The organism is Sphingobacteruim zhuxiongii, from assembly GCF_009557615.1.
GTDB classification, from domain to species: domain Bacteria; phylum Bacteroidota; class Bacteroidia; order Sphingobacteriales; family Sphingobacteriaceae; genus Sphingobacterium; species Sphingobacterium zhuxiongii.
In genome coordinates this window covers 4,004,066-4,027,895 of sequence record NZ_CP045652.1, presented here as the reverse complement: position 1 = coordinate 4,027,895, position 23,830 = coordinate 4,004,066, and the positions used below count along the sequence as shown (strand labels likewise).

At 38.7% G+C, this 23,830-nt stretch carries 17 protein-coding genes; 12 read left to right on the top strand and 5 right to left on the bottom strand.

The window, feature by feature from the left end; translation table 11 throughout:
• Nucleotide 1: 1 nt before the first annotated feature.
• Genes GFH32_RS16950 through GFH32_RS16930 form a run of 5 tightly spaced genes read left to right on the top strand, consistent with a single transcriptional unit; the run spans nt 2 to nt 6,102 of the window.
• Entirely contained in the window at nt 2-1,402 is a 1,401-nt protein-coding gene (locus GFH32_RS16950) for a RagB/SusD family nutrient uptake outer membrane protein (protein ID WP_153512725.1), read from the top strand.
• Between the two features lie 6 nt (nt 1,403-1,408).
• Nucleotides 1,409-2,098 carry a DUF4843 domain-containing protein gene (locus GFH32_RS16945; RefSeq protein ID WP_153512724.1) on the top strand — a complete coding sequence of 230 codons (690 nt, stop codon included), beginning with the start codon at nt 1,409-1,411 and terminating at the stop codon, nt 2,096-2,098.
• Between the two features lie 12 nt (nt 2,099-2,110).
• Nucleotides 2,111-3,544, top strand: a complete 1,434-nt coding sequence (locus tag GFH32_RS16940; RefSeq protein ID WP_160366839.1) for a PKD-like family lipoprotein — start codon at nt 2,111-2,113, stop codon at nt 3,542-3,544.
• On the top strand, nt 3,544-4,764 hold the full coding sequence (locus GFH32_RS16935; protein WP_153512722.1) for a peroxiredoxin family protein: 1,221 nt from the start codon (nt 3,544-3,546) through the stop codon (nt 4,762-4,764). The genes GFH32_RS16940 and GFH32_RS16935 overlap by 1 nt, the downstream gene beginning before the upstream one ends.
• Before the next feature lie 12 nt (nt 4,765-4,776).
• Complete coding sequence (locus GFH32_RS16930; protein WP_153512721.1) at nt 4,777-6,102, top strand: alpha/beta hydrolase family protein; 1,326 nt, start codon at nt 4,777-4,779, stop codon at nt 6,100-6,102.
• A 69-nt stretch (nt 6,103-6,171) separates the two neighbouring features.
• Here the strand turns inward: GFH32_RS16930 and GFH32_RS16925 are convergent, their stop codons facing one another.
• Together GFH32_RS16925 and GFH32_RS16920 are read right to left on the bottom strand one after the other, a co-directional pair.
• Nucleotides 6,172-8,766, bottom strand: coding sequence for a hypothetical protein (locus GFH32_RS16925; protein WP_153512720.1), 2,595 nt, complete (start codon nt 8,764-8,766; stop codon nt 6,172-6,174).
• Nucleotides 8,767-9,367: 601 nt separating this feature from the next.
• Entirely contained in the window at nt 9,368-10,459 is a 1,092-nt protein-coding gene (locus GFH32_RS16920) for a glycerophosphodiester phosphodiesterase (RefSeq protein WP_153512719.1), read from the bottom strand.
• A gap of 874 nt (nt 10,460-11,333) precedes the next feature.
• Here GFH32_RS16920 and GFH32_RS16915 point away from each other — a divergent pair.
• The 4 genes from GFH32_RS16915 to GFH32_RS16900 are packed head-to-tail and all read left to right on the top strand — an operon-like array spanning nt 11,334 to nt 18,761.
• A complete protein-coding gene (locus tag GFH32_RS16915; protein ID WP_153512718.1) occupies nt 11,334-14,534 on the top strand; it encodes a SusC/RagA family TonB-linked outer membrane protein in 3,201 nt (1,066 codons plus the stop codon).
• A gap of 11 nt (nt 14,535-14,545) precedes the next feature.
• A complete protein-coding gene (locus tag GFH32_RS16910) occupies nt 14,546-16,450 on the top strand; it encodes a RagB/SusD family nutrient uptake outer membrane protein (RefSeq protein ID WP_153512717.1) in 1,905 nt (634 codons plus the stop codon).
• A 23-nt stretch (nt 16,451-16,473) separates the two neighbouring features.
• On the top strand, nt 16,474-17,652 hold the full coding sequence (locus GFH32_RS16905; protein WP_153512716.1) for a DUF5000 domain-containing lipoprotein: 1,179 nt from the start codon (nt 16,474-16,476) through the stop codon (nt 17,650-17,652).
• Between the two features lie 20 nt (nt 17,653-17,672).
• Nucleotides 17,673-18,761, top strand: a complete 1,089-nt coding sequence (locus GFH32_RS16900; protein WP_153512715.1) for a DUF4998 domain-containing protein — start codon at nt 17,673-17,675, stop codon at nt 18,759-18,761.
• Between the two features lie 203 nt (nt 18,762-18,964).
• Here GFH32_RS16900 and def read toward each other — a convergent pair whose 3' ends face one another.
• Nucleotides 18,965-20,185, bottom strand: a complete 1,221-nt coding sequence (def, locus tag GFH32_RS16895; protein ID WP_153512714.1) for a peptide deformylase — start codon at nt 20,183-20,185, stop codon at nt 18,965-18,967.
• A 98-nt stretch (nt 20,186-20,283) separates the two neighbouring features.
• On the opposite strand from def, the gene ruvX reads away from it, so the two are divergent.
• The 3 genes from ruvX to GFH32_RS16880 all read left to right on the top strand — a co-directional run bounded on the left by ruvX (nt 20,284) and on the right by GFH32_RS16880 (nt 21,718).
• The gene (ruvX, locus tag GFH32_RS16890; RefSeq protein ID WP_153513120.1) at nt 20,284-20,697 is read left to right on the top strand and encodes a Holliday junction resolvase RuvX; all 414 of its coding nucleotides are present in this window, start codon (nt 20,284-20,286) and stop codon (nt 20,695-20,697) included.
• 1 nt (nt 20,698) lies between these two features.
• Nucleotides 20,699-21,133, top strand: a complete 435-nt coding sequence (gene ybeY, locus GFH32_RS16885) for an rRNA maturation RNase YbeY (protein ID WP_153512713.1) — start codon at nt 20,699-20,701, stop codon at nt 21,131-21,133.
• A 138-nt stretch (nt 21,134-21,271) separates the two neighbouring features.
• Entirely contained in the window at nt 21,272-21,718 is a 447-nt protein-coding gene (locus GFH32_RS16880) for a S24/S26 family peptidase (protein WP_153512712.1), read from the top strand.
• 113 nt (nt 21,719-21,831) lie between these two features.
• Here GFH32_RS16880 and GFH32_RS16875 read toward each other — a convergent pair whose 3' ends face one another.
• The gene (locus GFH32_RS16875) at nt 21,832-22,521 is read right to left on the bottom strand and encodes a hypothetical protein (protein ID WP_153512711.1); all 690 of its coding nucleotides are present in this window, start codon (nt 22,519-22,521) and stop codon (nt 21,832-21,834) included.
• Nucleotides 22,522-22,542: 21 nt separating this feature from the next.
• Nucleotides 22,543-23,550, bottom strand: coding sequence for an OmpA family protein (locus GFH32_RS16870; protein ID WP_153512710.1), 1,008 nt, complete (start codon nt 23,548-23,550; stop codon nt 22,543-22,545).
• Nucleotides 23,551-23,830 lie beyond the last annotated feature (280 nt).

Below are 23,830 nucleotides of genomic sequence, written 5' to 3'. Positions count from 1 at the left end.
CATGAGAAATTTATATAAAGTACTCATCGCATGTAGCTTGATAGGATTAAGCTCCAGTTGTAAAAAATGGCTTGACGTACAGCCGAAAACAAATATTTCTGAAAATGTACTCTTCGAAAATGAACAAGGTTTTAAAGACGCATTAACAGGGGTTTATATTTTGCTTGCCGGGTCAGATTTTTATGCAAAAGAATTTACCATGGGAACAATGGATGTTCTAGCGCAGCAATATGATGTTTCCGCAAATACCAATCAGTATTACGAAACAGGAAGATATAATTATACCAACGCAACGGTTCAATCAAATATCAATAGATTTTGGTACACCGGATATAAAGCAATTGCCAACATCAATAATATTCTACAAGCGATAGAACTGCGGAAATCGGTGTTCGCTGAGGGGATGTATGAGCGAATCAAAGGAGAAGCGCTCGGATTAAGGGCAATGATACATTTTGATTTGTTTCGCGCTTTTGGTCCTATTCCATCAAAAGGATTGACCGGCGAAACAATACCCTATGTGAATGTATTCGAAATGAAGGTAAAACCAAATGTGTCAGGTACGGATTTTATCGAGGCTTGTTATGCAGATTTAAATCAAGCAATTGACTTACTTTCTTTAGATAAGCAAGTGGTTTATGGAACGATTGATCCATTCACTTCACATACGAGAAATCATTTTAACTATTGGGCTGCAAACGGACTTAAAGCTAGGATAGCGCTATATATCGGAGATAAAGACCTTGCCTATCAACAAGCTAAATTCATCATTGATCAAGGGGCAAAGCTTTTCCCTTTTGTAGAAAGGAACAATTTGGCAGGAACATCACCTTATCGCGCCTTATTGCCTGAGCAGCTTTTCGGTATCTATACACCTAACCTACATCAAATTAATGAGGATTTGTTTAGAAGTACATCGGGACAAAGTACGCTTAGTAATAAAGCCAGCTTTTTAACAGCTGTCTTTGAGGGAAGTAGCACAGATGTTCGTTCTGTATTTCTTTGGAAAACTGACGGTACTTCTGCTGATAAATACCCTGCGAAATATAGAGATGATGACATTCAGACGAATTTGTTGAATACAAGACGCATTCCATTGATGAGAATGTCTGAAATATACTTTATTGGCGCAGAATCAAGCAATATTAGAGAAGAAAGAATTGAATGGATGAACAAAGTCATTGCGGTTAGAGGTGCAGTGACCATTTCGTCAACAGCAGATATGGATCAAATCGATGCTAATATTGTCAAGGAATATCGGAAGGAATTTTATCAAGAAGGGCAACTTTTCTTTTACCATAAACGAAAGAATACGTTACGCATTGAGGGTAGTTCGATCGATATGACCGAAGCACAGTATGTGTTTCCTAAACCTAATGATGAAATTGAATTTAACAATTAAGAAGCTATGAAAAAGTATATAAACTGGGTGCTCTTAGCGACCATGATTTTCATGGCGGCTTGTAAAAAAGAAGAGTTAAAATCATTTGAAATAAAACCTGCCATAACATTCTACAAAGCAGGAATAGAGGAGGGTGCAGATAGTTTGACAGTGTCTTTTGCTGTTAAGACAGATGTTGTCATGAAGGATACAGTCGAATTGCCGATCCGCATTGTGGGACAAGTTTCAGATAGAGATCGAAGCGTACTTGTGAAAGTCGATGCAGAGAAAACGACGGCATCTTCAGATGCGTATGAAATAATGCCAGGATTAATCCCTGCTGGTGAACATGCAGGTTTACTTAAAATCGTATTGACGAGATCTGCGGCTTTAAAACAAAAAGAAGCTCGTTTGTGGATCACCTTAAGCCAATCAGATGATTTTCAAGTTGGACCAAAGGAGTTGACAGACTATTTAATCAAATTCAATGATTTCTTGACCAAACCGGCATCTTGGGATCAAATCCGATTTGGTGAATTTAGCCAAGCTAAATTCGGTTTGATTATCAGAGAAACAGGATATAGCGATTTTACTGGACTGAGACCAGATATCCTGTTGTTTATCGTTTCAAAGTGTCGCTTGGTACTATACGACTATGAAGCAACCAACGGAACAGAAATGTTAGATGAAAACAGAGTACCTGTACGCTTTCCTTAATTAATGAATACAATGAAAAGATATATAAATAGTATTGCTTTTCTGATGATCATATTCCTTTGTCAATCTTGTTATAAAGACAAAGGGAACTATGACACTACAGAAATTAACGAGATCAGTTTCGAAAAAATAGGCAGTGACACTGTACAAGTAAGTCAATTTGATACGCTAAGCGTACAAACATTGTTAAAGCATACAATGGGAAATAATGATGACTTAGCGTACAAGTGGTCTGTATATGATTTCAACCCACCAATATCCGGAGGAACAAATGAGACTCTATCAACGTCTAAAGATCTTGCTGTGATTTGTGGTCTTGGACCGGGGAACTACACGTTGTTGTATACAGTAACCGACAATAAAACTGGAGTTTCTTTTTTTAAAAAATACTTCTTGCAAGTAAGTAGTGCTTTTAGCGAGGGTTGGTTGATGATTGGAGAGGGTTCAGACGCTAAAAGAGATTTACACCTTTTGAATCCAAGTGGACAGATTGTTCGTGATATATATGCTACAGCAAATCCAGGAACTGAATTGCCAAAAGGCGCGCACACTGTACGTGTGTTGACGACTTTCTTCGGTGGATCCCAAGATATCTATATCCTTGGTGAAGATGATGCGGTTCGTGTATTCTATACCAATTTTATGAAATTAAATTCCTTGAAAGATTGGTATATAGAGCTTCCAAAAGAGAATAAGCCATTAAATATCATGTACGATCAAATTGGATTCAACGTGATGTTTATTAGTAATGGGATGATGTTTTCAAACCAGATTAATACACGTTACGCGGCAGCCCTGCCAGGTAATTACAATTTCTCGAAATATTTTCTGCCATTTCCTAGTTCAGAGGGAGCGGTCGTATATGATGTGACAGCAAAGCGATTCTTTCTACTAAATGGAAAAAGAGTCAATGCATTCGCCGATAGCGAAACTGCAGGATTTAATATGAACAACGTAGGTATGACACCATTATTTGGTGGGCCTGCGCCGAGTTCGCAGTATAGTTTTCTGATGAAAGATAATGCAGCGATCCCATATGTCCTTCGCATCAGTACTTCAGGCGCCGTTAGTAAGACGAAAGTTGATCAAGCCGAAGAGATATCGAAGGCAACCCAAATGGTCTTCTCAGGGCTTTATTTCCATGCTTATTATGCTGTTGGAAATAAGTTGTATCTGCTTGATATCGCAAATAACAAATCAACGTTGGTGTATCAATTTTCAACAGCCGAGCGTATATCGACAATGTCATTGAAACAATCAACTAGCCAATTCGTCGGATTCCCAGATAATAATAGAACATTGGCTGTGGGAACATATGATGGTTCTAAAGGAAAAGTATACACATTTTCGATTGATAATGTAGGAACGTTCGTTGGTGGAGAGCATACGATGTTGTTCGATAATTTAGAGAAGCCAATCACACTACAATACAAGAATCGAAAATAATGAGAATTAGAGAATGCTTGCTAAGCTCATTTTTCATATTACTTTGTGCGTTTGTGAGCGCACAAAGTAATAATCCTTTGGCTGTTTTTCAAGAAATTCCAAAGATTGCGCGACAAGTGGATAAGACAACGCCTGATAGTTTAGAAATTATCTATCAGCAATTCAAAAAGGACTATCCTTTGAAGCAGTTTATTCAAGTGAACGGAATGATGGATCAAGTCAGATTAGCGCTTATCGACAGATTTATTAAATTGAATAACAAAAGAGCTTTTGAGATTGCCACAGAATTAAGCGATAATAAGATTCGATGGCAGCAATTGGAAAGATCAAAGAAATTAACGTTATCGAGAAAGGGTGCAAAGGAATTAATGTTTCGTTTTGCAGATTTAGAGTTGAGTATACCTGAACGTAAATTCTTGTGGCAAAATCAAACTGCCGACCTCTTATACTTTTCCAATAATGCAAAAGTCGCGTTCGCGTATTTGAAGGGAGCAGGTTGGGGCGACAGCGATTTTGATAAATCACCGTTATTAGGAGCACATATCTATTCTTCGTTGGGTAACGACGAAAAAGCGGTGACACTCTTGGCGGATTGGGTGAAAAATGGAAATGCCGATCAATATGTAAAAGATAAGCTGGCTTTTTTCTATGAAAGGTTACCGAACAAAACTAGTTCTTTTGAAGCATATCAAGAAGCTTTAATGAAGGATTTGCAAGATGAGAAATGGAAGGAAAAGTCTCAGTATGAGGTGAGTTACGTGGCACCTAAATTTGATTTACTTGACCTTCAGGGGAAGAGAGTTAGCTTAGAAAGTCTTCGAGGAAAAGTCGTTGTTTTAGATTTCTGGGCGACTTGGTGTAAACCCTGTCTGGCAGCCTTTCCTGCAATGAATATTGTTAAGGATCGATTTAAAGACAATCCAAACGTCGTGTTCTTATTTGTGAATACGTTAGAACGGAAAAAAAGCCAAGAAAGTCGTATGGAACAAATAGAATTGCTACTTCAAGATAGAGGACTTAATTTTGATGTTTTAATCGATATAGAACAAGAGTCTGGATTTAAAATGGCATCTGCGTATGACGTTTCGAGTATTCCCGCACAGTTCATAATCGATACGAACGGAATCGTTAAATACAAGCTTGGTGGCTTCAATGGAAACATCGATAGTATGGTGGAGGAATTGAATGTACTTATTAATAGTCTGCTTAAAGGCGAATAAAACTAATGAAAGATGAATTTTAATATAAACGGGCTTTTACTTTTCTTGCTTTGCTCAACAAGCTTGTCTGTAAATGGGCAATCAAAAGCGCACAATGAGCAAATCGAGTCATATTTTGAACAACGAATTGAGAATGGGCATGCTGAAAATCAGTTGATTCCATATACGAACAAGAGAGGCTTGGCTGCGAAGAATTGGCAGTCGGCAAAATCAAATGTCTGGGCTTTATGGAAAACTGTAAATAATAGAATCGAGCAGCTTCCTACGCCAGTGCAAGGGACTGCAGAAATGTCGACTAATCAATGGGAACTAATAGGAGAGGAACCTATGCCTTTCTATTACTTTAAAAAAGGAGAGACAGGAATTAACAAAGCCCCATTGTTTCTTAATTTGCACGGTTCTGGTCCAAAGGCAATAGAATTTAAAAATACTGCCGCTTGGGCTTTGCGTTATCAAGACAGTCCATCAATCTATTTTATTCCACAAATTCCAAGTGAAAGAAGATATAGATGGTGGTTAAAACCTGTACAATACGCATGGGAGCGAATGTTTCGTTTAGCTATGTTGGACGAAAAAATTGATCCCAATAAGATCTTTATTACAGGAATCTCAGAAGGAGGTTATGGAAGTCAACGACTTGGCGCCTTTTATGCGGACTACCTTGCTGGAATAGGGCCTATGGCTGGAGGAGAACCGTTAAGGAATGCGCCTCCTGTTAATTTTAAACATATTGCCTTTTCATTACAAACAGGTGAAAATGACCGTATGTTTGGTAGAAACACGTTAACCAAAGCTGCTAAGGATACCTTTGATATTCTTGAAGCTAAATATCCGGGCTCTTATAAGCATCAGGTAATAATTCAGGCTGGTAAAGGTCATGGAATCGACTATACGACAACGACGCCTTGGCTCGTGAAATTCACGCGAAATGCAACACCAACGGATCTTCATTTTGTTTTCTTCCCAATGGATGGACGTTATAGAAAAACATTCTATAATATCGCTTTAAATAGTCCGATTAAGCTAAAGGAAGGCGACAAGAAAGATCGTGTTATTTTCGATGTAAAATTCAATCAGAATACAGTGATGGTTGAAACCTATGTTGCTGATGCTGAATTGAAAGATAAATGTCTATATGACGATTTGGATTTTTCTATTTTCTTAGATGAACGATATGTAGATTTAAACAAGAAAGTTAAGTTGATCTATAATGGGCGACAAATCTTGAATAAGAAATTGAAACTTGATGAAGCGTCACTTGTGGAAAGTACAGCTTTATTTGCTGATCCAGAAAGAGTTTTCCCAGTGAAATTGTCTGTTGAAGCTAAACGAAAATAACAAATTTATGCTAACGCTCAACTCATTCGAATATAGAGTTGAGCGTTAGAAATAAAGATTCCCGTCTTTTTATAGGGGGCTTACAGTATACTTGCCTGCTTTTTCAATGCTTAAATAAGCGGTCTGCTCTTTCGTTGAAATATCTTTAACCGCTATAGCTCGTTTACCTCGACTAACCTTCCATTTCCCAGCTTTCAATCCAGTCAAAATCACGCTGTTCTTTTCTTTGTTAGTGATCGTAAATTCGAAAGATTGCTTGATTTCTTTGCCTGCAGTTGCTACAATCAAATCTTCCCCAATATGGATGATATTGACGCCTCCACTCAGGTTAGTGGATAAATTAAGCGGTTTATTTACTCCTTCGCAAACTTGAAATACCGATAAAAAATGATTTTGCTGCTCTTTAGCTTTATAGGATACTAATGTTCGATGACCTTTACCTTCTGGATAAGGGGTGTCCGGAGCCTCTAGTTGCGTCCCAAAGATATTGGTGGTCATTGAGTCCGAAAGAACTTTAATGTCGTAAGCGGAGCTGTGAGGCGCCAGTATTTGAACGTGCGTTCTACCATTTCTTCCATTTAATGAATTTTGAAGAATGAAACCATCCGCAGTCAATTCAGGTTTATTAATTGAAGCTATTTGCCAATATTTGTCCACTGTACTGTTTTTCGTTTCCATTTGATCGGTCAAAACGATTACTGCGGGGACATCTTTTCTTCCTGTATTTATAAAACAAAACTGCCGGATATAGTTTGTCATCTTGTCCGAATATGCCCCAGTTAAGTTGGCGGAAAAGTAGCTATACAGCGGAATCTTTTTATCTGGTCCAATAGAAGTTGCGATAACTTGACCATTATTAAACCAAGGGTCTGTTTGCACCTCTTCCTTCGAACTCGGAGCACGTTGGTTAAAGCGAGCTCCTCCATCATTTGCCGTACTGCGATAGAATCGTTCGGTGGTATCTACTGCGAGCATCATGCTATGTGACGCCGAGCGCTTATTAAAGCCTAGATCAAAGGGAGTTCCATAAAATCGATACACACCTATATCACCAAGTTGAAACCCTCGATAGTATAGTTGGATTGCTCCAGCGTCGGCATGCTGATGATTCCCAAAATGATAACCTCCGCCTTTGATTTCGGCAACAACATCGTCACTATCTGGACCTATGTTCCAACCGGTCCTTGTAACCATAGATCCTAAAATTGGTCCAAAATCTTTTGTTAAGGGTAGGCTACTGAGGCTAGGTTCCGCTTTAAAATCAGGGTCGTTAAGCAGTAGAAATAATGTTGGGTTATTCAGGTTTCCATGTCTTAAAAACTCGCCTTTAACGATTGGATCTTTACCGTAGTTTGCCATTAAAAACATCACCTGTGGGGATTTCCAGTAGAAGTCTTCTCCCGGCTTTCCTGCTGCAAACCCATCTCCATCTCGCAACATATCGCCCGCAGGTGTTCGCATGTACATAAAATAAGCAGGCATACCGCTCAAGTTTTCGTCGAAGACTTTTTTACCGGACATGCGATAGAACAACCATGCCGCATGCATTTCCCACGCGAAGCGATAGGACGCATAGCTTATACCTTGGTTATGTCGCGGTGATTGATATTCGAAACGGCGCATTGGCACCAATTCCTCGAGAATATGGTAAGAAATATATTGATATGGAATAGGATCCTCATCGTAAATCGCCATACTCATAGCTAAGAAATCCCGATTAACCATCGCTTCATTGCCATGGCCATTTAAGATTTTCATACGAAAAGGAGGCCAACCGATTTCCATATCCATGGATAAGCGCATGAGGTCTTTGATCATTTTGCTTTTTTCTTCTGTAGAAAGTAAATCATACGTCCAATCATAGACCAAAGAAGCAGTATAAATTGCCCGTCCTAGTTCTCTTGTAATATCTAAGATATTGCCAAATTCAACATGCGATAAATAGGCTTTTGTGAGTTCAATAGCTTCTCTGCCGATCATCTTATCACCACTCATCAAATAGTAGAATGCTTTTAACTCGGTAGCTTTTTCTAAGTCTACGTTGTAGGGCATCTCTTCATTTGGATCAAAATCCAATTTAAAGGGAGTAAGCGCTTCTTTTTTTAGTTTTTCCCATGTGTCATGATGCTCTGGTCGTTCTAAATTCTTTCTAACGATTGGCAGTGTTTCCTGATTAACCCATAGGCGCGGATGGCTGTTTGGTGGAATAATACTTGGTTTGTAAGCCGCCGCCGCAGCAGGTACTTTTGGAGCTGCATATTTGCCAATCTGAAGGTATTCTAATCGAACGCCGCGAGGTAACCATATCATAACGTCTTGTTCGCCCTCCGCTAAATCAAAGATGCCTGTGTGTTGTAATGGACGATCCCACGGGACGTAGATTACGCGCTTTGTACCACGTTTATTGCCAAATTGAATCCGCATATACATCGATTCAAACTTTGTCTTTGCTTTTTTCATCAATTGAGCGCCCTCCGCGTCGGTAACAGCGTAGCTATATATGGTATAGTAACCAGATGTTGGAGTTTTTATGGTAAAATGTACATCTGACTCCGCGCGTTCAGCGTTTATTGATGCGGTGATATTAGGCTTTAGTGTAATTCCGGTTTTGCTTGTCAATCGTTCATCAGCGATGACCTCACTTGTCTTGTCGTTAATACTCATGCTTCGGACGTCAATCTTCACAGGATTATCTACAGGGACCAAAATTGTCTTTTTATTTTGGGCAGAAATTGTGGGAACATAAAGTAACGATAGGACCAATAGAAAGAGGAAAATCGTTATCAGTCTCTCAAGTTTTGAATGTAAAATCATATGCTACATTTAGGTTGTTTGTATACGTTTAAGATCTCGAATAGTTTAGTTAATATGGACTAAGCTTAGATTGATATATGGATTATAAACTGATTTATTATATCTTTATCGTGTTGCTGAAAACACTCTTTCACTCAACCCGGTCACGTAACCGGTGTCAATGCAGACCAATCATTTTAATATTCTTTTCGATAGATTATGTATCCCTACTTGGCGTCAAAAAGGTATGCCTTGCGCTATTGTGATTTTCAGGGCTACTCCGTTAACTTTATTGGTACAAAGCTTAGTCTAAGTTTGTTTTTGCGATTAACTGGCTAATATTCAGAATGGTAATGTAAAGCTAATATAATGAATCGACAGTGTAATTTGCCAATTCTACTGATTAAAAAATTAATGGCATTTGAATAATGAATTCAATTCTATATAAACGAATTTGAAATTAAACTAATGCTTATAGTTCGTAGATCTCTGTTTCTAGCTCAATAATATCGGTATCTTCCTTTGCTACGATTCTAACTTTGGGCTTGCTTTTTTGATAGCGTACACTCACAAAAACCACATTTTCTTTGTCTCGAATAATTGGATAAATACGTTCATTGTTGATTTCTACTTCCAACGATCCCTTTAACTTGATACGTAATAGTAGCCCACCGTATTCGGCCTCAGATCCTTCTTTTATCAGTTCTTCACCGGAGGCTAAGAGAAATCGACCTTTCGATTTTCCAAAGTCGTTTGTAGACCATTTTTTTCTCGCTTTCAGCTTTGTTCCTGTCAAACTGAAGTCTGTTAGTAGAATAGAAATTCCATTACTTACCGCCTGTGATTCGAATGGGCTTTTGAAGATGGATGATTGAATCTCATAGCCATGGGCTCTGAGTTTTTTACAAAAGCTTGCTGTTAACAATTCTTTCCGCATAGTGGAAACACCGCAACGGCCACCAATACTTTGTAGTCTTTCAATTGTCCCAGTTGTATCTCTGCCGAGGTCAACCAAAATCAAACAATCAGAAATCTTTCGTGCAGCCTGCGCTAGTTGAGTGTCTGAATTAAAGCAGATCCAGTTGTCTCCCATAATCTTTTGTGCCATTTCATAGGATTCAAAGACCGCACTATGTAGCATAGGCACGATTTTTTGTTTTTTACAAGCAAGCAGAAGCTCTTCCAAGGTTGGAATAGGTAGACGCAAGGATTCCTTACTCGATTGTATAACGTATTTTTCACGCAGTTCTTTGTAGGTAATTTTAGACACCTCAATCGGAGTGGAGATCTCTGAATAGTCAATTGCGTTTCGCATGGTGCGGTTAATAGTCTTATCGTGCATGATGACCATCACACCATCTGATGTGTACTGAACGTCGCATTCAATAGATTGATAGCCATAGCGTTTCGCCATTTCAACAGCGGCCACGGTGTTTTCGGGGATATCATAATCAAACCAAGCGCCTCGATGGGCAACTAAATAGGGAAGATCTTGGGCTGTAATTTGGAAGCTATTCGATAGCAACAGTAAGACGAATAATAACTTAAGCAGTATGCGGTTCATGAGTTTGGGTTTAGGAACTAGGATTGTAAATATCCCAGATTCGTCTGGATTATTTATATACCAATTTACGGAATAAAATATCCAATTCAATAAGAAATATCGACAGTTTTGATTTTTATAAACTTACTCGTATCCCATACTTCTCAAATATTATTGAACTAAGACCTGTTAGATAAATGTTCAAAATTCTTTTTAAGGTAAATCACAAATGTATGGAGGGTTCAGACGGTGGTTTTTATAGGTTACTATAAGAATACGGACTGCGCTTTAATCTTCCGAATTTCGTCTAATGACAAATAAGAGTAAGTTAAAAGTTAATATTTTGAACGCCTACAGTCATTTAAACGAAGAAAACTCCTGATTTAAACACGTTATATAACTGAAATATGCAATTTAACATAAATATGTTGTGTTAAAACGTTGATTAGTAGTTTAGTGGTGTATTAATTCAGCGTAATGATATAATTTCTAAATATTATTTTTAACAAAAATTGTTCTTTTTTTCGATGTTAAATGATCTTAAATTAGTATAAGAAAATCGAATGTCGACGATCTCATTCATGTTAACATTTTCGATTAATAGACCGATTATTTTTTACTAAATCTAAAGAAAGGAATTTATGAAATAAATTAAAATACCTACTATACACCAAATTAACCAAAAAGATAATATAATAAAACCCTAGGAAAAATAAAATTAGGAATGCGCAATTATTGTGCTTTTTGACCGACTGTTGCTCGGGGGAGATCCTTATGCTGTATTGATTTCTTAATAGTTATTATATTTTAAAAGAATTAAATATTACCGACCGTGAGATCGCGTGCAGAGTTGTTCTGACTTGGCGATTCGCGACAATTAACTAAGTCCTAAATTATGAAAAATAAACTTATGCTGCTCGCATACATATTGATGTATAGTGCTGCCTCCAGTTACGCGGAAGATGGTCAAAGGCGGGTCGTATTGAACACTAAAATTGACCTGAACAGGTTTGCCAATAAATCGATACAACGCATTGTTACTGGATCTGTTTTTGACGAGTCCGGAAAAACAGTTGCTGGTGTTAGTATTCGTGTGAAAGGCTCTACACGCGGAGCCGTGACCGATAAGGATGGGAAGTTTGAGATTCAAATTAACGAAGACACCGAAGTACTCATTTTATCTTCTGTCGGCTATGTGACGAAAGAAGTTCCTGTTGGGAAAGAAACGGTGCTACAAATCAAATTAATTGAAGATGCTCAAAACGCCTTAGAAGAAGTCGCTGTCGTAGCCTTTGGAACACAAAAGAAAGAGAGTGTCATCGGGTCAATTACCACCGTTAGTCCAAAAGATTTGAAGATTCCCTCAAGTAACTTGACACAAGCATTGGCAGGTCGGGTTGCCGGTGTAATCGCGTATCAAAGAAGCGGTGAACCGGGAGCTGATAATGCTGATTTCTTTGTTCGGGGTATTACGACCTTTGGGAATAATACGAGGCCACTCATATTAATTGATGGTATTGAACTTACGACGACCGATCTAGCGAGATTGCAACCCGATGATATTGAGTCATTTTCAGTAATGAAAGACGCTACAGCAACGGCCTTGTATGGTGCACGTGGCGCAAATGGCGTTATTTTGGTCATTACGAAACAAGGTAAGGAGGGGCGAGCGAAGATATCATTGCGTGCAGAGAATTCGATTTCTGCCCCTACGAGCAACGTTAAACTCGCAGATCCAATAACCTATATGGAAATGGCTAACGAGGCTACATTGACTCGAAATCCGCTCGCGGCATTACCATATTTGGAGGAAAAGATTGAGAACACTAGAAACAACGTAAATCCATTAGTATATCCCGCAAATGATTGGCGAAAGATGCTGTTTAAAGACTTTACAAACAATCAACGATATAACTTGAATGTCAGCGGCGGGGGTGGAGTCGCGCGATACTATGTTGCTGGAGCATTTACCCAAGATAACGGAATGCTTAATGTCGACAAGCGCAATAACTTCAATAGTAACATCGATTTAAAGAGCTATTCGTTGCGTGCGAATGTCAATATCAATTTGACTAAGAGTACAGAATTGATTGTTCGATTGAGCGGAAATTTCGATGATTATAAAGGACCAATTGAGGGTGGCGAAGATTTGTATCGCAAGGTAATGCGTTCTAATCCAGTATTATTTCCGGCCTATTATCCAGTAGATGAAGATCATCAATATGTCGAGCATATTATGTTTGGTAATTATGACTTGAATAATCGATATGTTAACCCGTACGCAGACTTGGTGAGAGGTTATAAAGATCAAAGTCGATCACAGATGCTTGCTCAACTAGAATTAAAACAAGACCTGAGTTCAATTACTGAAGGGCTTTCTGTTCGCGGTTTGTTAAACTTAACTCGCCTTTCGAATTTTTATTATTCACGAGCATATAATCCATTTTATTATCAAGTTGGTTCATACGATTTTATAGCAAACAGCTATAAAATTGATCGCATGAACCAAAATGGAACGGAATACTTAGGGTTTAATGAAGGCCCGAAGACATTAAATTCTATGTTTTATTTCGAATCGGCGCTGAATTATAACCGCACCTTCGGTGAAAAACATAACATAGGCGGACTACTCGTTGCGACAGCTAGAGAAAGCTTAAATGCGAATGCGGGTGATTTACTTCAATCATTACCATCAAGGAATATGGGTTTATCCGGGCGTGCAACTTATGCTTATGATAGACGTTATTTCGCTGAGTTCAACTTTGGATATAACGGTTCGGAACGCTTTGATGTTAGAAATAGATTTGGATTCTTTCCATCGGCAGGTTTAGCATGGAGTGTTTCCAATGAGAAATTCTTCGAACCGTATCAAGATATCATTAGCAAACTAAGATTCAGATATACTTATGGATTAGTGGGGAACGATCAAATTGGTGATATAAGCGATCGTTTCTTCTATTTGTCCAATGTATCTATGAACGATGCATCGCGTTCTGCACGATTCGGACAAGATCTTTCTGAAGTGAAAAATGGTGTGCTTGTGACGAGATACGCCAATCCGAATATCACGTGGGAGCGTGCTACCAAGCAGAATGTGGCAATGGAGTTAAGCATGTTTAATAAGGCTAATTTAATCGTCGAATATTTCACGGAAAGAAGAGACAATATTTTGATGAATAGAGCAAGTATCCCGAATACCATGGGCTTATCTAGTGCTACAAAATCAAATGTTGGAGAGGCTAGTGGACGTGGAATAGACATGTCCTTAGACTATCAACAAGCATGGACAAAGGATTTATGGGCATCAGTACGCGCGAATTTTACCTACGCTACGAGTAAGTATGAGGTTTACGAAGAGCCCTTATATCCTGAGGCTTGGCGATCCCGAGTAGGAACATCTTTGAATCAAACCTACGGATATATTGCAGAACGCTTATTTGTCGATGATGAAGAGGCTGCAAATGCACCGAGACAAGAGTTCGGTAATTATGGCGGGGGCGACATCAAGTATACCGACGTAAATAGAGATGGGAAAATTAATGAAGCGGATAAAGTCCCAATAGGAAATCCGAACGTTCCGGAAATTATTTATGGCTTTGGATTCTCTTTAAGCTACAAAAAAGTCGATGTATCGGCCTTTTTCCAGGGATCCGCAAACGAGTCGTTCTGGATTGATCCAGCAGCAACTTCACCTTTCGTTGCTTATCACTACAATACAACCGAATCTAGCTCAGGAAGAATCTTTATGAATCAACTTTTACAGGCCTATGCCGATAGTTATTGGTCTGAGGACAATAGAGATATCTACGCCACATTGCCAAGATTAAGCAATACATTGAATGGAAACAATAGCCAAACCAGTACTTGGTACATGCGCAACGGTAATTTTCTGCGATTGAAACAAGTCGAGTTGGGTTATACATTCCCTGAAAAATTTACTAACCGCATAAAAGCTTCCAACTTCCGTCTTTACGTCAATGGATCGAACCTCTTGATGTTTAGCAATTTCAAAATTTGGGATGTCGAAATGGCTGGAAATGGTTTAGGATATCCTTTGCAAAGAGTCTTTAATGTTGGTCTTAATTTAACCTTTTAATTAGATTGAAAATGAAATTTCATAATTTTTGCAAAAAGTGGCTAACAGTCATTATTGTCTTTATAACCATAACACTCGGTTCCTGTAAGCGTTATCTGGATATTATACCTGATAATATTCCCACATTAGATCATGCATTTGCTATGCGATCGGAGGCCGAAAAGTATTTATATACCTGTTATTCCTACATGCCAACTGACGGTGGAATGGCTACAGATCCTGCAATGTTAGCCGGCGATGAAATATGGACGAATGATCTGTCTGGGAGTTATCGATTTAGCCATACCATGTTTAACATTGCCAACGGTCGTCAAACAACTGTTAATCCTGCAGGGGAGGCATTGTGGGTTAATCTATACAAAGGATTGCGTGATTGCAATATATTCCTTGAGAACATTGTCCAGGTGAAAGATATGACCGAAGAGGAAAAAAAGGAGTGGGTTGCAGAAGTCAAATTTTTGAAGGCTTACTACCATTTCTATTTGGTTCGTATGTATGGTCCAATTCCATTGGTCAAAGTGAACTTGCCAGTAGACATAAATGTTGCCGATGTGCAGATTTCTAGAGCCCCAGTCGATAGCTGCTTTCAATATATTACTGAATTGTTAGATGAAGTAAAGGACGATTTGCAGCCAACAATAACGGACCCGATTCGCATGATGGGACGCATTACAAAACCAATTGTATACTCCCTTAAAGCAAAGGTCTTATTAACGGCGGCAAGTCCTCTTTTCAATGGGAACAAAGATCAGGCGGCGCTAAAGAACAACGATGGTTTGCAGTTGTTCAATCAAACCTACGACCCACAAAAATGGAAACTCGCAGCAGACGCTTGCAAAGAAGCTATTGATCAGTGCCATGAAGCGGGAATTAAATTGTATGAATTTATTCCAGGGGCGGCAACTAGCAATATATCGGATCAGATGAAATTGCAAATGAAATTGAGAAATGCTTTTACAGAGCGATGGAATTCAGAGATCGTATGGGCAAACACGCAAAGTATAGCGAGTAATTTACAACTGTGGGCAACGCCAAATTTGACAACCTACCTAGATAATCCCAATGTGACCTACGAATTGGCTGTCCCACTGAAAATAGTCGATATGTTTTACACGAAAAATGGGGTCCCATTAAATGAGGATAAAACATGGGCGCCAAGTGCGGTAACGAAAGTTGGAGGGCTTGCCGATCAGCGTCTTATTCGCTTGAACTATGAAACTGCAGAAAGCAATTTTGATAGAGAACCTCGTTTCTATGCATCTCTTGGATTTGATGGAGGGGTATGGTATGGACACGGTTACTATAACGATGAAGTTCCTTCGGGAATCTACTTTCTGGAAGGAAAGCTAGGGCAAAAAAACGGTAAAAAAGGAAGCTTCGGGTCCATTACAGGGTATTATGTGAAGAAATTTGTGCACTACCAAAGTACGCAGGCAAATAACGGAGGTTATTCGACCGTCAATTATCCATGGCCGTTAATTCGTTTACCACATCTTTATTTGATGTATGCGGAAGCATTAAATGAGCAGGTAGGTCCTACCGAGGAAGTTCACCAAAATGTAAATATTGTTCGTGAACGGGCAGGTTTACCATCAATTAGAGAGGCTTGGGATAATTTTGCTACAAATAAAAAATACACAACCCAGTCTGGTATGCGTGACATTATTCGTCGCGAAACGTTAATCGAGACCGCATTTGAAGGTGTTCGTTTCTGGGATCTGAAACGCTGGAAGACGGCTTCGGATGAGCTTGCTAAACCTATAGAAGGCTGGAATGTCTTTGGACAAACGGTAACGGAATATTACAGGAAGCAACTGATCTACTCCCAAAAATTCTCCATGAAAGATTACTTCTTTCCAATCAGAGATGCCAATTTGTTAAGTAATAAAAACCTGGTGCAAAACCTAGGTTGGTAATGGTACACACTAATAATCGTGTTATGAAAAATATTGTTAGATTAATAATACTCGGTATGCTCTACCTATCTATTCAGAGCTGCGAAGAGGAACCTCGAATAGACTTTATTGACACTAATGGAGGGGCACCAGCACAGGTGACTAATGTAGTAGTTGAAAATACACCGGGAGGTGCTGTTTTGAAATATAAATTGGGCAAGGATGTGAATTTAGCCTACGTCAAAGCAGTGTATGAAATTACGCCGGGCGTATTAAAAGAGAGCAAATCCTCCATTTATTCGGACACCTTACGACTGGAAGGATTTGGCAATACGGAAGAAAAGGAAGTAAAAGTATTCAGTGTTGGGCGAAATGAAAAGGTTTCTGAACCTGTACTGGTTAAAGTGAAGCCTCTAAATCCACCAGTCACCTTGGCTTACGATGACCTCAGTATTGAAACTGCTTTTGGGGGAGTCCGCGTAAGGATAAAAAATAAATTGAAAGCTAACCTAGCCATCGTTATTGACGCGGATACGTCTGGCAAAGGTGTATTGCGACCGCTGCAAACATTCTATACCGCCGTAGATTCAGGAGCATTTACCGTAAGAGGATTATCCAGCAAAGAGATGAAGTTCTCGGTTTACCTCCGGGATCGTTGGGGAAATAAATCATTAGCTGTTGTAAAAGACCTCACACCATTGTTCGAGAAATTTGTTCCTAAACCTTTCGCAAGCTATGAGTTGCCAACAGATCAACCCGCGCTTTCTGGAACTTATGCCTTAAGTAATATGTGGGATGGTGTGGCAAGTGGGGCGATTTATGCTTCGAGAAACAACACGTCAATGCCACAATGGTTTACCGTTGACTTAAAAATCCCTGTGGTCTTAAGCCGGATGAAGGCCCATCAACGGGTTCAAAATTTCACCTATAATTATTCGTGTGTAAAAGCCTTTGAACTTTGGGGAAGCAATCAACCTGCAAGAGATGGAAGTTGGGATGGCTGGCAGCTAATTGGAACCTTTAAGTCCTTTAAACCGTCGGGTACAGCTGTTGGTACCCTAACTGCAGAAGATATTGCCTATGGATATACGAACGGAGAGGATTTTGAAATGCAAGATACACCGCCAGCATTTCGGTACGTAAGGTTTAAAACAACCGAAACATGGTTGCTTGGAGCAAATCAAGTAACGATTTCGGAGTTGTCATTTTGGGGAGAGTTTTAAGGCCATAACACTACAAAATTATGAAGATTATTAATCAGATATTATTGGGCTGCTTTGGACTATTGGCTGTGGCATCCTGCAAAAAAATGGACAGTACTTATAAAGAATATGTGGTTCCTAGTGGGATCATCTATCCGGGTAAGGTTCTGTCAGCAGAGGTCAAATCTGGGTTAAATGAAGCGCAATTGACATGGAACAGAGGTTCGGATCCAAAAGTTGTCAAAGCGAGGATTTATTGGAATTATTATACAGATTCTGTCGATGTGTCGATGCCAGCGGATCAAACTCTGATCGCGCACACGATCAAAAATTTGGAAGAGAACTACTATACATTTATTATCAAAACTTTCGATGAGGCAGGCCATGTTTCCGTGCCTGTTGAGGTTTCAGGAGCGGTGCATGGAGAGCGTTACAAAGCTTCGCTACTGAACAGGAGGGCATCTACTAAGGTCAATATCGATAATACAGTTTCATTATCGTTTGATCCCTTAAATGCGACAAGCGATATTGTAAAATCTGAAATCGAGTATAGCACCACGGCAAACCAAATCAAGACTGTAACGATTAATGCGGACGTTAATTCCATACAATTGGATGATTTCAAATTAGGGACTTCCTATAAGATGAGAACACATTATATGCCTGAAACTGCATATAAAGCTATTGTGAGTTCTGATGAAACATTCGATGTGAAAAAATTGAATAAGCTAGAATGGAAAATTGTCGGATATTCAAGTTATTATAACACGGATACTCCAGCTAAAATGATCGACGGAAATCCAGCGACACGATGGGGAACCCTATCGCCACATGTTTATCCACATTTTTTCACAGTCGATTTTGGAGTGCAACGAACAATAAGTTCGGTTAGCTTATGGAGACAAACGCCAACCAATGAAGAAGGGCCTGACGAAGTACAATTTTTAGGGAGCGATGATAATGTCAATTTCGTCGACTTAGGAAATTATTCTTTTAATCGTTTGAGCAATGCTGAACAAGTTTATCCTTTAAGTGGGTCAAGAGCATATCGCTACTTTATGATAAAACAGATTAGAGGACCAAAAAACTACGTCGTCATGGGTGAATTTGATGTGACCGCTAGCTTTTAGTCGTTTTTAATAATAAAGAAGCCCGATATCTATTGATGTCGGGCTTCTTTATTATTATTTGTTCCTGAAGATGGGATTTCTGTTTATCTGTTAATCCTTGTACCTGAACGATTAACTATTCTACTAAAGAAAAGTGGAAAAAACCGATCAATACTTTTCTAGTCATTTAAGGAATCGGTCCGAATTCTGATTTCCCAGTCACACTAAGGGATGATCGTTCCTTTTTCGATTTGAAAATTGATGCGTTCATTTAATGGGACAACTTCTTTGTTTTCTTGCTCCTCTAGGCGGTCTGGATAAAGGATGCCATATAAATGATCCACCTCATGTTGGAAAATTACAGCGGTGAAGCCCTCAATGTTTTCCTCGATGATATTTCCTTTTCGATCTACATATTGTAAACGAATAGCATAACTACGCTTCACATCTTCTTTCCGATCAGGAATAGATAAGCATCCTTCCGCGCCAACTCGAATCAATTTCGAACGCCAAATGATTTTCGGATTAATATAAAATTCAAACGGTTCGTTTGTTTTATCAAAACGTTGTACCCAAATCACATTTTTGTTAATTCCCACTTGCGGACCAGCTATACCAACACCTTTATGTTGCGGATCTTGTACCGTTTTGAACATTCTTGAGGCTAACTTGTCAATCAAAGGGTCGTCAAATTTCAGGTCTTCGGAAGGCTTGCGTAATACCGCTAGTTCCTTCTCATCGCTGATTAAGTACACATGCATTAATGTTTCTTCATCTGCAGCATTGATTAGTTTTTGCTCGGTATCGCTAAAGTTTTTTGCAGCGGATATATTCACTTTTCTTTCGTTTTTAGGTCCTTTATACTTTTTCTCCCCGGCTTCAATTAAAACGGGTAATATATTATCTTTTGGTGGCTGCGGACAACGATATCCATTACTATATGCACAGTAGGGGTTGTACGCCTTGTTAAAATCTATTTCAATACTATTGTTTTTTATTTGGTTGATGCTAAGGTCTAGATAGCGACCACCCTCATAGGTGCTATTTCCATTACTTTCGTCCATGAAGGGTACAAATAAATGATCCTTATAGGTCAATGTTTGAAACAAAGCTATACTTTGATAAGCTGTAAGCGTGTAGTTACGACCGAACAAGCTAAAATGTAGAAGGGCATAACGCTTATATTCATTTGAAGTACCATCATAAGTTGGCATTCTAAAGCTCGGTTCATCGGCCAACAACTCTACCTTCGCTTGTGTAATAAATTGCTTATTGGCAGGGTAATAGGATAATAAAGATAGTTGATCCGCTTTTAAAGGACCATACTCATTCTTCAAATAAGCCTCATCTTTCTGTTTTCGATAGCTTGCAATATCTTGTGCATAGTCTTGTGAGGAGGCAGTAATAGGAAGTAGTAGAAATAGTATATAAATAAAATTACGCATGCGTTGAAATTAATCTCTATCAAATGTATAGATTTTTAAGAAACATTGAATAAGAATACTTACAAACTTTAATTGTACTTTTGTTGAAAACAATGCCCATGAGATTGATGGCTTTCGATTACGGAACAAAACGTATCGGCATTGCCGTATCGGATTCCTTGCAAATTATTGCCACAGCACTGGAAACGGTGCATCCTGAAGAAATCTGGAACTTCCTCCAAAATTATTTACAGCAAGAGCAGGTGGAGACATTTGTCGTAGGTAAACCTATGCGGCTAGATGGCAGCCCATCGCAGTCTGCGCAGCATGTTGTTGGCTTTATGCGTAAGTTAAAGAAAACCTACCCAAGCATACCAGTCGTTGAGGTAGACGAACGATTTACATCAAAAATCGCATCTCAGGCGATCGCGAAATCAGGATTGAAAAAAAATAAACGTCAAGATAAGAGTTTGGTTGATACCATATCAGCCACGCTAATTCTACAAACATATATGGAAAGTAAAGCATTTTAAAATGGCGCTAAAGGATATACATTTTTTTACAGAAGATATTGCATTCTCACTAAAGGAAAAACAAAAAGTTAGGGAGTGGATAGCGCAGACGATCAAAAGTGAAGGATTTACGCGTGTAGCAGAATTGAATTTTATTTTTTGCTCAGATGAATATTTGTTAAGTATCAACAAACAATACTTAGACCACGATACCTATACAGATATTGTCACTTTTGATTCTTCGGAAGACGAAACTGTAATTGCCGGAGATATTTTCATCTCGATCGAGCGAATCCGCGAAAATGCTGCAAAATTTGGTGTTGCGGATCGTGACGAATTACATCGAGTAATTATCCATGGCGTTCTACACCTATGTGGATATTACGACAAAAAGAAAGAAGATAAAACTTTAATGACCCAAAAGGAAGATCAGTATTTAAAAGCTAGGTTGTTCTAATTAACGTCAGAATCAATGCAGTCATGAAACCTAGCTGAGGCCTTTATTTTTGCTTTTGAAGGGCTAAGGTAAGCTTAAGCTAGGGCTGAAGTAGGCTTAAGGTGAACAGAAAATATAAACGGAATAAAAAATAAACCATTGGAACCGTCTTTAACGCTAGATAATAGAAGTTTTTTTGAGGGATTGGAAGACATTATCCGGGAGGGGAAGTCTGTTCAATTTCGCTTGAAAGGGCGAAGTATGGAACCTTTTATTCAAGATGGTTCTCAGATTAGGGTAAGTCCGGTGAAATTTGAAGATACGAGATTGGGAGATGTCGTTCTTGCACGCTGGAGAGGAAATTGGATCTTACATCGTATCCTATTCAAAAATAAAGACTTCATGTACCTAATCGGTGATGGAAATCTTGTTCAAATTGAAAAAGTAGGGCGCAATGACTTAGTCGCGACGTTAACCTCCGTTCAAGAAAAGGATAGCAAGATAACGAGCCAGAATTTCGGGGCTAAAGTGCTCGCGCTTGTTTGGTTTTTGGCTCGCCCATTAAGGCTTGTCGTTTCGAAAATCAAAAATCTCATGAGAAGTTAAGCTAGGATAATTAAGTAGCGACAAGGTGTAAATGCTTAATTACACATAAAAAGGTCTGCTCCATGAGTAAATAAAACAGACCTTTTAATAAATAACCTTATACAACTACAATTTTATTTCAGCGTGTAGCTCACCAATCCGAAACGCTCAACTTCATTGGCGTCATAGGTGCTCTTTTCGTAGATAATTCCTACACCTTTAGATAACCAAGTTTCGTAAATAATCGTTAAAGTATAGCCCGATATACTATTACGAACTGTTTTTTTGGTTTCTGCTTTTATAACATCTTTATAAGTCTTGCCATTTATCGATTCAGATGCTGATTTGGCTAGAATTTTACCTTCATTCGTATGCTTGATTGTTCCAGAAGCGAGACCAGTAATATTCAGTGTAACCTCCTCCTTCCAGATAGCACCTACTGCTAGATTCAAGTTAATCGAAGTGATAACACCGGGAGAGGTATTGACACCCATTGCGGATGTGGCTCCATGTAATTCGTAAAATATACCATTATCTTCTCGTATACCATCTGTTATTTCCACTTCAAGGTCGGTTCCAACGGGTTTAAATTGATAGTAAGTTTTACCTTCATGTTGTATCGATTTATGAAGAAAATAGGTCGACTTCTCTTGAGAATTATCAATATTGGCAAGGTTCCACGTGTTGCCAACAGCTAAAGGCCAATAAGAGTTGCTTAATGGTCCACCATGGTTATCATCAGGAAGACTATTATCGTCAGATTTGCTGCACGAAGCAAATATTGAAAGGAAGAGGATTAATAAATAGTTAATGGGATTTTTCATAGGATTTGATTAAAGTGAATATTAATTAATACGGATGAGTTCAACTCTTCTGTTTTTTGCTTGGTTTTTTTCTGAATCATCAGCGATTAATGGTTTTTCTGAACCGAAACCATTGGCCGTTAACCGCGATTGATCTATACCATCTGTAACTAAGGCTAGCATGACGGCATTTGCACGATCGTTTGATAATATTTTGTTTTTTGATGGATCTCCCGTTTTGTCAGTATGTCCTTCGATTGCGATTTTTAAAGATTTGTCGCTGTTGAGGGCTTCTCCAATTTGTTTGACAATCTCCATACCTTCATCACTAATTTTTGATTGATCGACTTCAAAATTGATGTATAAGATTGCTTTACCATTTTCGGAAAGCTCCTTTGCAATCTCTTCAGCAGTCACCTTGCTTATTGTTTGCGTAAAATCAGCTTCTTGTAATATGTTGAGCGATGCCCCCGCATTGTAAGCATGATATTGAATATAGATATTCCCTTGATTTTTAGCACGTAGAACCCAAAATTTTATGTTTTGACCCGCGTAGCCCATATCACCTTCTCCGCCTTTGTTGGGGTCTTGTTTGTGATATCGATCGTATTCATCTTTACTAATCTCTCCATCAAAAACTTTGACCGCCCCAATGGAATCTAAATACTTCGCCATGCTTTTTTCAAAATAATGCTGGGAGAAATCCTCTCCACGCTTCGGCGATATCGAGGTTTTATATAAATTTCCTTCCAAGGGTGTCATGATTCCATCGATAGGAAAGAAACATACATCAAACTCGCGAACAAGAGGTTTGTTCATTTCTTCTAATCCATGCGACAAGTTGATGAATGGAAAAACACCAATTTCAACATCAGACAAAGCAATTCTATTCATGTCCAACTTAAAATTTGAATTTGTGTTTTTCTCGGCATCTGTGGCGTGTTCTGCGCTGAATTCTCCAAGTGTATTAGGATCCCTTTCCTTGGTTTTTTGACTACAGGAAAGTGCCAGGACAGCCGTTGCCATTAAAAGAAGTACTTTATTTACCATGTTTTTGTCTTTTCTGGGGTTGATCTATTTATCTAGACGATTTATAAAAAACGAGTTAGCTGCTGCTAATTATTGTAAACATTTTGGATTAAACATTCACAATTGTTTTTCATAGGAGACGCAAATTTCATTAGAATATTTAGGATAGTCAATCATGGAAAACAGTGATTTTGTTCTAATGGTTTACCATGATGTTTTTCCTTGAATGTTGAATAGGAAGTTTGACTTACGAGTGCCTATTCATTCAAATGAAGTATAGCTAAATGCTTCTTTTTACAAC

Excerpts from the sequence above, each read along its gene's own strand:
- GFH32_RS16950 (WP_153512725.1), top strand. The coding sequence starts at position 2 with ATGAGAAATTTATATAAAGTACTCATCGCATGTAGCTTGATAGGATTA.
- GFH32_RS16945 (WP_153512724.1), top strand. The coding sequence starts at position 1,409 with ATGAAAAAGTATATAAACTGGGTGCTCTTAGCGACCATGATTTTCATG.
- GFH32_RS16940 (WP_160366839.1), top strand. The coding sequence starts at position 2,111 with ATGAAAAGATATATAAATAGTATTGCTTTTCTGATGATCATATTCCTT.
- GFH32_RS16935 (WP_153512722.1), top strand. The coding sequence starts at position 3,544 with ATGAGAATTAGAGAATGCTTGCTAAGCTCATTTTTCATATTACTTTGT.
- GFH32_RS16930 (WP_153512721.1), top strand. The coding sequence starts at position 4,777 with ATGAATTTTAATATAAACGGGCTTTTACTTTTCTTGCTTTGCTCAACA.
- GFH32_RS16925 (WP_153512720.1), bottom strand. The coding sequence starts at position 8,766 with ATGAGTATTAACGACAAGACAAGTGAGGTCATCGCTGATGAACGATTG.
- GFH32_RS16920 (WP_153512719.1), bottom strand. The coding sequence starts at position 10,459 with ATGAACCGCATACTGCTTAAGTTATTATTCGTCTTACTGTTGCTATCG.
- GFH32_RS16915 (WP_153512718.1), top strand. The coding sequence starts at position 11,334 with ATGAAAAATAAACTTATGCTGCTCGCATACATATTGATGTATAGTGCT.
- GFH32_RS16910 (WP_153512717.1), top strand. The coding sequence starts at position 14,546 with ATGAAATTTCATAATTTTTGCAAAAAGTGGCTAACAGTCATTATTGTC.
- GFH32_RS16905 (WP_153512716.1), top strand. The coding sequence starts at position 16,474 with ATGAAAAATATTGTTAGATTAATAATACTCGGTATGCTCTACCTATCT.
- GFH32_RS16900 (WP_153512715.1), top strand. The coding sequence starts at position 17,673 with ATGAAGATTATTAATCAGATATTATTGGGCTGCTTTGGACTATTGGCT.
- def (WP_153512714.1), bottom strand. The coding sequence starts at position 20,185 with ATGCGTAATTTTATTTATATACTATTTCTACTACTTCCTATTACTGCC.
- ruvX (WP_153513120.1), top strand. The coding sequence starts at position 20,284 with ATGAGATTGATGGCTTTCGATTACGGAACAAAACGTATCGGCATTGCC.
- ybeY (WP_153512713.1), top strand. The coding sequence starts at position 20,699 with ATGGCGCTAAAGGATATACATTTTTTTACAGAAGATATTGCATTCTCA.
- GFH32_RS16875 (WP_153512711.1), bottom strand. The coding sequence starts at position 22,521 with ATGAAAAATCCCATTAACTATTTATTAATCCTCTTCCTTTCAATATTT.
- GFH32_RS16870 (WP_153512710.1), bottom strand. The coding sequence starts at position 23,550 with ATGGTAAATAAAGTACTTCTTTTAATGGCAACGGCTGTCCTGGCACTT.